The organism is Streptomyces sp. NPDC096079, from assembly GCF_040303145.1.
Taxonomy (GTDB): Bacteria; Actinomycetota; Actinomycetes; order Streptomycetales; family Streptomycetaceae; genus Streptomyces.
The window spans coordinates 169,006-178,307 of the sequence record NZ_JBEOST010000015.1 but is presented as its reverse complement, the minus strand read 5'-3'; the positions used below and the strand labels follow the sequence as shown (position 1 = coordinate 178,307).

The 9,302-nt window shown below is 73.0% G+C and carries 8 protein-coding genes; 2 read left to right on the top strand and 6 right to left on the bottom strand.

Features of this window, described 5'->3' with window-relative positions; translation table 11 throughout:
- The first annotated feature begins 127 nt into the window (after positions 1-127).
- Entirely contained in the window at positions 128-2,110 is a 1,983-nt protein-coding gene (locus ABTY59_RS27180; protein ID WP_352021660.1) for a pentapeptide repeat-containing protein, read from the top strand.
- 30 nt (positions 2,111-2,140) lie between these two features.
- Here ABTY59_RS27180 and ABTY59_RS27175 read toward each other — a convergent pair whose 3' ends face one another.
- From ABTY59_RS27175 to ABTY59_RS27160, 4 genes are read right to left on the bottom strand one after another with little or no spacing between them, the layout of a single operon-like run.
- A complete protein-coding gene (locus tag ABTY59_RS27175) occupies positions 2,141-2,821 on the bottom strand; it encodes a response regulator (RefSeq protein ID WP_352021659.1) in 681 nt (226 codons plus the stop codon).
- Entirely contained in the window at positions 2,818-3,999 is a 1,182-nt protein-coding gene (locus tag ABTY59_RS27170) for a sensor histidine kinase (RefSeq protein WP_352021658.1), read from the bottom strand. Before ABTY59_RS27170 ends, ABTY59_RS27175 begins: the two co-directional genes overlap by 4 nt.
- A 13-nt stretch (positions 4,000-4,012) precedes the next feature.
- Positions 4,013-4,786, bottom strand: coding sequence for an ABC transporter permease (locus ABTY59_RS27165; RefSeq protein ID WP_352021657.1), 774 nt, complete (start codon positions 4,784-4,786; stop codon positions 4,013-4,015).
- Entirely contained in the window at positions 4,783-5,685 is a 903-nt protein-coding gene (locus tag ABTY59_RS27160) for an ATP-binding cassette domain-containing protein (protein ID WP_352021656.1), read from the bottom strand. The genes ABTY59_RS27165 and ABTY59_RS27160 overlap by 4 nt, the downstream gene beginning before the upstream one ends.
- Before the next feature lie 128 nt (positions 5,686-5,813).
- Between ABTY59_RS27160 and ABTY59_RS27155 the strand changes: the two genes are divergently transcribed.
- The gene (locus ABTY59_RS27155; RefSeq protein WP_352021655.1) at positions 5,814-6,383 is read left to right on the top strand and encodes a GNAT family N-acetyltransferase; all 570 of its coding nucleotides are present in this window, start codon (positions 5,814-5,816) and stop codon (positions 6,381-6,383) included.
- Here the strand turns inward: ABTY59_RS27155 and ABTY59_RS27150 are convergent.
- Together ABTY59_RS27150 and ABTY59_RS27145 are read right to left on the bottom strand one after the other, a co-directional pair.
- On the bottom strand, positions 6,373-7,902 hold the full coding sequence (locus tag ABTY59_RS27150; RefSeq protein WP_352021654.1) for a type IV secretory system conjugative DNA transfer family protein: 1,530 nt from the start codon (positions 7,900-7,902) through the stop codon (positions 6,373-6,375). The genes ABTY59_RS27155 and ABTY59_RS27150 overlap by 11 nt on opposite strands.
- Complete coding sequence (locus ABTY59_RS27145; protein WP_190107253.1) at positions 7,903-9,297, bottom strand: ATP-binding protein; 1,395 nt, start codon at positions 9,295-9,297, stop codon at positions 7,903-7,905.
- Between the last annotated feature and the right edge of the window lie 5 nt (positions 9,298-9,302).

The following is a 9,302-nucleotide window of genomic DNA, read 5'->3' as shown; positions in this document are numbered from 1 at the left end:
GCAGGGGGGACCCTGTGGGAGAGTAGGACGCCGCCGAACAATTTTTAGCCTCAACCCCTGGACTATGTCCGGGGGTTGAGGCATTTTTGCGTTCTGGGGCATGGGGCGAGCCGGGGGGAACGCAGACGTGGACTTCGCGTCCTGGAATGACTGGGTCCGGGCTGTGCTGGGGGTGAGCGTCACCGGTCTCGTGATCGTGCTGCTCTGGCGGGGCGTGGTGCGAGGGGCCGGCTACCGGGATCCGCACCGGCGTACGGGCCGCCGGATTCTGCTGGTGCCTCGCCGGGTGGTGCGGAAGAGACCGGAGGCGCTGAGGCCCCTGGTGCGGGCCGTCGTGGCCCTGCGCCGGCACCAAGGGGTGCCGAGTGCGGTGGCCCAGGGGGATCTGCTGGCGCGGCTGGTGGAGGCCGATCGTGCGGCGCGGGTGCTGCGGTGGGGCCGGCGAGTGTGGTCCGGGGTCGTGCCGGCGTTGCTGCTGGCCGGGGGATTCGTGCTGGGGACCTGGGTGGTGGCGTATGAGGACGTCGAGAACGGCCCGGGCAGCTGGTTCATGAGTCCCGACGAGAGCTTTCGCGACCTGCTCGGTGAGCGGGGGTTCATCGACGGGGCGGACGAGTGCTCGGGCTGGTCGCTCCTGAGGGGCTGTGAGGAGACGTTCGTTCCCTGGTGGTCGGGGGCGGAGTCCGGGTTCGTCTTCGGGGCCGCCGTGGCGCTGGTCGTCGGTGCCTGGTGGATCCGGCGGGCCGCCGTGCGGGACTTCGCGGTCTGGGCGCGGCAGGAGCCGCCGCTGTCGGTGTCTCTGGCGGCGTTGGGAGCATGCCGTGAGGCCCTTCGTACGCCCGCTCCCGAGGCGTCCGTCCTCGATGGGGCGGTCGCGGAACTGCGGGCCGCCCTGAGGGGCTTCGCGCGGTGCGGGACGCCCGCGGACGCCGAGCGGCGGGTGGAGCTGGAGGAGCACGTCGGGCGGGTCGCGGCGACGCTGCACGAGGCCTCGGGCCGGGTGCTGCGGGAGGGGGTGCCGGTCGCCCTGCCCGGTCTCGTACGGCTGCTGGCTCAGCTCCAGGACCGGCTGCACTCCTCCCGGTGGCTCGCGCTGCTGGACGCCTCGCTCCTCGCTCCGGTGCCGGTTCCGCCGCCGGGGTCCGCTTCGGCCGGGGCGCCGCAGGCGGAGGGCGGGCGCTGGCAGCGGTACATGGCGATCGCGACGGCGCTGCCGGTGGTTCCCGCGCTTCTGGCGCTGGCGTTCTCGGCGATGACGATCAGTCAGGCCAGGGAGACGCTGCGGTTGACCGAGCGGGACCAGGTGGCGTCGAGCTACAACGACACGGTCGCCAACCTGGGCGACGACTCCGTGAACGTCCGGATCAGCAGCATCTACGCGCTGCGGCGGATCATGAAGGAGTCGCCCCGGGAGCAGCCCGCGATCGTCGAGATCCTGTGTGCCTACGTGCGGGACAAGGCCAAGGCGCCGTCGAAGGCCAAGGTCGAGGCCGCGCACAAGAACGTGGACACACGGCCGGCGGAGGACGTGCAGGCGGCCCTGAACGTGCTGGGGACGCGTCCGCTCGGGGTGGACGGGGAGAGGGTCATGGATCTGCGCCGGGCCTATCTGGTCGGGGCGGACTTCACCGACGGGAACTTCAGCGGCGCCGACTTCCGTGGCGCCGACCTCACGTTCGCTCAGCTGAGGGGGGAGTTCGCGGACGTGTGGTTCAGCGGTGCGACCCTGCGCGGGGCCCTCATGAGCGAGGGCCTGTTCGGGGGATCGGAGTTCATCGGTACCGACATGGAGTACGTCGTGTGGGACGGTGCGCGGTTCGAGGACGCGGATCTGACGCGTGCGAATCTCAGGGCGGCGTCTCTCGGTTCCGAGGGCGAGGGTTCGGCCGTCAGCCTGCCCGGAGCGGAGCTGTCGGGTGCCGACCTCACGGACGCGGATCTGACCGGTGCGTGGCTCGTCGGCGCCGATTTCAGCCAGGACAAGGCGCAGATGGTGCCCGCGGCGAATCTGACGCGGACGAACTTCACTCGTGCCGATCTGACGGACGCGCGTCTCGACGGTACGGATCGGAGGACGGCGGTGTGGACCGGTGCCGAGACGGGAGGGTGATTCCCGGGTGGCGGCGTCCCGGGAGCGGGGTCACGGCGCCGGGGTGACCAGGTGGGTGTCGTAGGCGAGGATCACCGCCTGGACCCGGTCCCGGGTGCCCGTCTTGGCGAGGACGCGGCCCACGTGGGTCTTGACCGTGGACTCGGCCAGGTGGAGGCGTTCCGCGATCTCCGTGTTGCTCCAGCCCATGCCGATGACGGTGAGGATCTCGCGTTCCCGGTCGGTGAGGGAGGCCAGGCGCGGGTCCTCCGCCGGGGTGGGGGCCGGGGTCGTGGAGGGTGAGCGCGGCAGGTGGTGGACGTAGGCGTCCAGGAGGCGGCGGGTCAGGGTCGGGGCCACGACCGCGTCGCCGGCCGCCACGGCGCGGATGCCCGCGAGGAGCTCCTCGGGCTCGGCGTCCTTCACGAGGAAGCCGCTCGCGCCGGCGCGCAGGCCGTCGTACGCGTACTCGTCGAGGTCGAAGGTCGTGACGATCAGGATCCGGGTGCGGGCGCCCGTGGCGATGACGCGGCGGGTGGCCTCGATGCCGTCCAGGCCCGGCATCCGGATGTCCATCAGGACCACGTCGGGGTGGTGCCGGTCGACGAGGCGGATCGCCTCGCTGCCGTTCGACGCCTCTCCGACGACCGTCATGTCGTCCTGGCTCTCCAGCAGCATGCGGAAGCCGAAGCGCTGCATCGGCTGGTCGTCCGCGATGAGAACGGTCGTCACGAGGGTGAGTCCTCCAGGGGGATGCTGAGACGGACCCGCCAGCCGCCGGCCGGCAGCGGGCCGCTCTCGAGTGTGCCGTCGTAGCGGGCCGCGCGCTCGCGCATTCCGGTGATGCCGCGTCCGGTGCCGGGGGGCGGCGGGAGGTGCGGTGTGCCCGTGCCCGTGTCCGTGACGAGCAGGTCCAGGGTCCCGGGGCCGTACGAGAGGCGGACGGTGGCCTTCGCTCCGGTGCCCGCGTGCTTCAGGGTGTTCGTCAGGGCCTCCTGGAGGACGCGGTGCACCGTCAGCTGGGCGCCCGCCGACAGCGCGGGGGCCGTGGCCGGCAGGTCGGCGTGGACCGGGAGGCCCGCGCTCCGGACGCCCTCGATGAGGGGTTCCAGGTCGGTCAGGGTGGGCTGGGGCGTGCGGGTCGCCGTCTCGTCGTCCTCGTGCAGCACGCTCAGCAGCCGGCGGAGTTCGGCGAGGGCCTGGCGGCTCGTGGTGCCGATGGCGTCGAGGGCCTGGGCGGCGCGCTCCGGGTTCTTGGCGGCCGCGTAGCGGCCGCCGTCCGCGAGGCCGGTGATGACGGCGAGGTTGTGGCCGATGATGTCGTGCATCTCCCGGGCGATCCGGGTGCGTTCGGCGGTGGCCGCGAGGCGGACCTCGTGGGTGCGTTCGTCCCTGCGGGAGCGGACCGCGATGCCGAGGAGGGCGACCAGCGCGTACGCCCACAGGGTGGGGACGACGTGCTGGTCCCAGGAGTCCGCCCGGAAGCGCAGGGCGCCCGTGATCAGGGGCGGGGCGATCAGTGCCAGGGACCACAGGAGCGTCCGGGGCGGGCGGCTGAGTGCCAGGTGGTAGACGGGGAGCATCTGGAGGTACGCGGCCTGGAGGAAGGCGCCGGAGACGCTGCTGACCAGGGCCGCGCAGGCCATGACGGTCAGGGCGGCCAGCGGGTGGCGGCGCCGCCAGAAGAGGGGGACGGAGAGCGCCAGGCTCAGGGTGACCACGAGCCAGGCCGGGAGGGACGGGGCGTGGGCGGTGTTCCGCCAGCCGCCGGACGCGTCCACGAGGGCCGCCACCGTCCAGGTGGCGGTGACCGCCGTGTCCCACACCCAGGGGCGCCGGGCGTCGAAGGCCCGGACCCGGGCCGTGAGCTGCTGGGCGTACCGGCTCGTGCCCGTCGTCTCCGTCGTCACTCCGTCATCATCCTCATACGTCACGGTGCTTGAGCAACAGGGCGGGGACCGCGAGCGCGGCCGCCGCCCACAGCAGCAGGGCCAGGAGTGCCGCGCCGGGCGAGGCCGCGCCGGGGAGCGGGGTCGCGGAGCCGAGGGCGCCGGCCGCCTGTGTGGGGAAGTACCGGACGGCGGTGTCCATCGCCTCGTACGGGAGCATCCCGAGGATCTCCGGGACGATGAGGACCCCGCCGACGAAGGCGCCGATCGCGCCCGGCACCGAGCGGAGGGCGGCGCCGAGGCCGAGGGCGATCAGGCCGAGGAGGGTGACGCCGGCGGCGTTGCCCGCGACGGCGGCGAGGACGCCGTCGTCGGTCAGGGAGGCGGCCTGGTCGGTGTCGGAGAGGAAGACCTGGGCGGTGAGGAAGGTCAGCAGCGCGGTGGTGAGGGAGAGGGTGAAGACGGCGGCCGTGTAGACGGCCGCCTTCGCCCACAGGACGGGGAGGCGGCGGGGCACCGCCGTCAGGGAGGAGCGGATGAGGCCCGTCGCGTACTCGCCGGCGGTGACGAGGATGCCGAGGACGGCGAGGGCGATGGCGCCGAGCTGGGAGCCGTACAGGGTGAGGACGACGGTGTCGACGTCGGCGTCCCCGCCGCCGGAGGTGTACGTGGCGCCCATGAGGATGCCGACGCCGAGGAGGAGCGCGGCGGAGGCGAGGACGGTGATCCAGGTGGAGCGGACCGTCCGGAGCTTGTGCCACTCCGAGCGGAGTACGCGCGCGGGGGTGAGGGATGCGGTGCCGGTCATGCGGGGGCTCCCTGGTATTCGACGGAGTCGCGGGTGAGGTCCATGAACGCCTGCTCCAGCGAGGCGGCCTGTGGGGTGAGTTCATGGAGGGGGACGGCGTGCGCGGCGGCCGTGCGGCCGATCTCCGGGGCCTCCAGGCCGGTGACGAGGAGGGTGTCCGGGGCTTCCGTGGTGACGCGGGCGCCCGGGAGGAGCGCCCTGAGACGGTCCGCTTCCGGGGTGACGACCTTGACGCTCGCGCCGCCCGAGGCGCGGACGAGCTCGTCGACCGTGGTGTCGGCGAGGAGCCGGCCCTTGCCGATGACGATCAGGTGGTCGGCGGTGAGGGCCATCTCGCTCATGAGGTGGGAGGAGACGAGGACGGTTCGGCCCTCGGCGGCCAGGTTCCGCAGGAGGGTGCGGATCCAGAGGACGCCCTCCGGGTCGAGGCCGTTGACCGGTTCGTCGAGGACGACGGTGGCCGGGTCGCCGAGGAGCGCGGCGGCGATGCCGAGGCGCTGGCCCATGCCGAGGGAGAAGCCCTTCACCCGCTTGCGGGCGACGGCGGTGAGGCCGGTGAGGGCGAGGACGTGTTCCACGCGCGCGCGGGGGATGCCGTGGGTGTGGGCGAGCGCCATGAGGTGGTGGTGGGCCGAGCGGCCGGGGTGTGACGAGCGGGCTTCGAGGAGGGCGCCGACGCGGGTGAGCGGGGCCGGGTGGGCGGCGTAGGGGCGGCCGTCGACGGTGGCGTGGCCGCGGGTGGGGGCGTCGAGGCCGAGGATCATGCGGAGGGTGGTGGACTTGCCGGCGCCGTTGGGGCCGAGGAAGCCGGTGACGGCGCCGGGGCGGACGGTGAAGGTGAGGTCCTGGACGACGGTGGTGTCCCCGTACCGCTTGGTGAGGTTCTCTGCTCGGATCATGCCTTCGACGCTAGGGAGCGGGCGGGGGCCGGGCATCGGGCCGCGGGTGGGCGCGCGGGGGTGGGTGTAGTACCCGGGTACGACGAAAAGGCCTTGTCAGGGGGTGCGGGTCTCGTCAGGATCTCGGCATGGACTATTCGATACGCACGATCCGCGCCGACGAGTGGGAGCGGACCCGCGAGATCCGGCTCGCGGCGCTCCGGGACCCGATCGCCCACCTCGCCTTCCTCGACACGTACGAGTCCGCCGTCGAGCGGCCCGACGCCTTCTGGAAGGAGCGGGCGGAGGGGGCGTCCGAGACCGGTGACGGGAGGGTGCGGCAGTTGGTCGCCGAGGCCCCGGACGGCAGCTGGGCGGGCACGATCTCGCTGCTCGTGGAGCGGCCGTCGGACGAGGTGCGCTTCGGTGAGGCGGCGAAGGTCGACCAGACGCACATCGTCGGTGTGTACGTGCGTCCCGAGGCGCGCGGCACCGGTGTGATCGACGCGCTGTTCCGGGCGGGCGTGGAGTGGTCCTGGACGCTGCCCGACCCGGCGATCGCGCGGGTCCGGCTGTACGTCCACGAGGACAACGCGCGTGCGGCGGCGTTCTACCGGCGGTTCGGGTTCGTGGCCACGGGGGAGCGGGTCGCGGTGCCGGGGCACGACACCGCGATGGAGGACGAGTACGAGGTGCTGCGGCCGGCCGTCAGCGGCTGAGGGAGGCCTCGGGCCAGCGGGCCCTGGCCTGTTCCTCCGAGCGCATCAGGGCGAGCGTCGGGAGGCCCTGGGCGGGGCCCGTCGCCAGGAGGTCCGGGAGCTGGGGGAGCGGGGCCACCGCGGCCACGTCGTCCAGGACCAGGGTCAGTGGTGGGTCGAGCCGACCGTCGGATGACCGTGCGGCCATGCGGCGGCCGTGCTCGACCACGCTTGCGGCGAGTGCCGTGAGGAGCGGCATCGCGCCGGGGTGGGTACGGGGATCCTCGATCGCCTCGCCCACCACGTAGAGGGTGCCCCCTTCGGCGAGGAAAGATGCGAGGGCCAGCGAATCAGTTCGATTCGGTACGCACGCTTCCCTGATGTGGATCGAGGAGAGGGCGGCCAGCGCACGGGCCGTCAGTTCCTGGGCCAGGCGGCGGCTTTCCGGGTGGGCGGTGAGCGCCGACTCCAGGAGGCCCGCCAGGCCCGACGCGGCCTTCGGGTGGCTGCGGAGGATCCGTACGGGCTCGTGGGCGCCGGCGCCCTGCGCCCAGCGGTGCACCTGGCGGAACGGGCGGCCGTCGACGGCGGCGGCGTGCAGCCAGCAGCGCAGGAGCGTCTCCGCGGTGTCGGCGGTGGCCGCGTCGAGGCGGGAGTGGGGGCGTACGGGGGCGAGGAGGGCCGTCGCGCGTTCCTGCGCCACCGCGGGGTCCTCGCAGTGCTCGGACGGCGACCAGTGGAGCCGGGCGGGGGTGTCGCAGAGGTGGCCGGTGTCGTGGACGAGGACCGGGCCGAGTTTGCCCCGCGCGTCTTTGGTCGAGGACCAGACGGCGGGGTCGGAGGTGACGACGAGGGCCGGGCCTTCCGCGTCGAGGACGGCCTGGACGGCGGTGGTGCGGCGGGTCTCCGGGGGGCCGTAGACGGTGCGGGGGGTGGTTATGGGGGTGGGGGCGACGGGGGCCGCCACGGGGGCCGCCACGGGGGCGGGTGCGAGGCCGGGTGCGACTGCCGGTGGTGGTGCGGGCGCCGGTGCCGGAGCCGGTGCCGATGCCGGAGCCGGTTCCGGCACCGGTTCCGCTGACCGTGCCGGCTCCTGGGGGAGCTTCTCCGTCGGTCGGCGGGGCGCCGGGGGCGCGGCGGGCTCCTCCCGGGCCGGTGCGGGAGCCGTCTCGTACACCCCCGCCTTCCGGTTCGCGCGGACCGCGCGCCAGCGGGCCAGGGTGCCGAGGGCGAAGACCGCGAGGACCATCAGGATCATCGCCTCGCCGATGACGAGGCCCCAGAAGAGGCCGTACCCCGACAGCTGGCCCGGCGGCGTCGCCGGCCAGGCGGCCGGGAGGTCCGTCGGGGCCGTCGCCAGGGAGCGCAGGGCCGACGGGGTGCCCGTGAAGGCGACTCCCCGCGGCCAGGCGCCGTGGGCGAAGAGGCCCGCGAGGCCGGTCGCCGTCCACACCAGGACCGTGAGGCCGAGGAGGAGGGCGAACAGGCTGAGCAGCAGCCCGTCGGAGACCCCTCCTGCGCTCTTCCGTGCCTGTTCCATCTACGCCACCGTCGACTGCGAAGTGCCGTTCATCTGCTGCTCGATGAGGATCGCGCGCTGTTCGGTCTCCCATTCGAGCTCCGGGTCCGTGACGGAGGACTCCGTCATGGCGCGGTCCGTGTAGACGAGCGGGCGTTCCTTCTCGGTGATGAGGTGTTTGACCACCTGCACGTTGCCGTTGACGTCCCAGACCGCGATGCCGGGGGTGAGGGTCGGGATGATCTCGACCGCCCAGCGGGGCAGGCCGAGGACCCGGCCCGTGTTGCGTGCCTCGTCGGCCTTCTGGGCGTAGATGGTGCGGGTCGAGGCCATCTTGAGGATCGCCGCCGCTTCCTTGGCCGCCGCTCCGTCCACCACGTCGCTGAGGTGGTGGACGACCGCGACGAAGCTCAGGCCGAGGCGGCGGCCGAACTTCAGCAGGCGCTGGAACAGCTGGGCCACGAAGGGGCTGTTGATGATGTGCCAGGCCTCCTCGACCAGGAAGATGCGCTTCTTCCGGTCGGGGCGGATCCAGGTGTGCTCCAGCCAGACGCCGACGATCGCCATGAGGATCGGCATCGCGATGGAGTTGCGGTCGATGTGGGACAGGTCGAAGACGATGAGCGGGGCGTCCAGGTCGATGCCGACCGTGGTCGGGCCGTCGAACATGCCGCGCAGGTCACCGTCGACGAGCCGGTCGAGGACGAGGGCGACGTCCAGGCCCCAGGCCCGTACGTCGTCTATGTCGACGTTCATCGACTCCGCCGATTCGGCCTCCGGGTGGCGCAGGCGCTCGACGATGTCGGTGAGGATCGGCTGCCGGTCGGTGGTGTGCTCGGTGACGTAGGCGTGGGCGACCTTGAGGGCGAAGCCGGACCGCTCGTCGAGGCCGTGGCCCATCGCCACCTCGATGATCGTGCGGAGCAGCGCGAGCTGGCCCGTGGTGGTGATCGAGGGGTCGAGGGGGTTGAGGCGGATCCCGGCGTCGTTGGCGACCATCGGGTCCAGGCGGATGGGGGTTATCCCCAGCTCCTGGGCGATCAGGTTCCACTCGCCGACGCCGTCCTCGCCCTGGGCGTCGAGGACGACGACCTGCCGGTCGCGGAAGCGGAGCTGGCGGAGCACGTACGTCTTCTCCAGGGCCGACTTTCCGTTGCCGGACTCGCCCAGGACCAGCCAGTGGGGGGCCGGGAGCTGCTGACCGTACAGCTGGAAGGGGTCGTAGATGTAGCCCTTGCCGCTGTAGACCTCGCGGCCGATGATGACGCCGGAGTCGCCGAGGCCGGGCGCGGCGGTCGGCAGGTAGACGGCCTGGGCCTGCCCGGTGGAGGTGCGGACGGGCAGGCGGGTCGTCTCCACCTTCCCGAAGAGGAAGGCGGTGAAGGCTTCGGTGAGGACGGACAGCGGATCTCGCATGGGTC

What these genes read in the sequence shown, in the direction of transcription:
- ABTY59_RS27155 (WP_352021655.1), top strand. Translation starts at nt 5,814, where the DNA reads ATGGACTATTCGATACGCACGATCCGCGCCGACGAGTGGGAGCGGACC.
- ABTY59_RS27165 (WP_352021657.1), bottom strand. Translation starts at nt 4,786, where the DNA reads ATGACCGGCACCGCATCCCTCACCCCCGCGCGCGTACTCCGCTCGGAG.
- ABTY59_RS27145 (WP_190107253.1), bottom strand. Translation starts at nt 9,297, where the DNA reads ATGCGAGATCCGCTGTCCGTCCTCACCGAAGCCTTCACCGCCTTCCTC.
- ABTY59_RS27150 (WP_352021654.1), bottom strand. Translation starts at nt 7,902, where the DNA reads ATGGAACAGGCACGGAAGAGCGCAGGAGGGGTCTCCGACGGGCTGCTG.
- ABTY59_RS27160 (WP_352021656.1), bottom strand. Translation starts at nt 5,685, where the DNA reads ATGATCCGAGCAGAGAACCTCACCAAGCGGTACGGGGACACCACCGTC.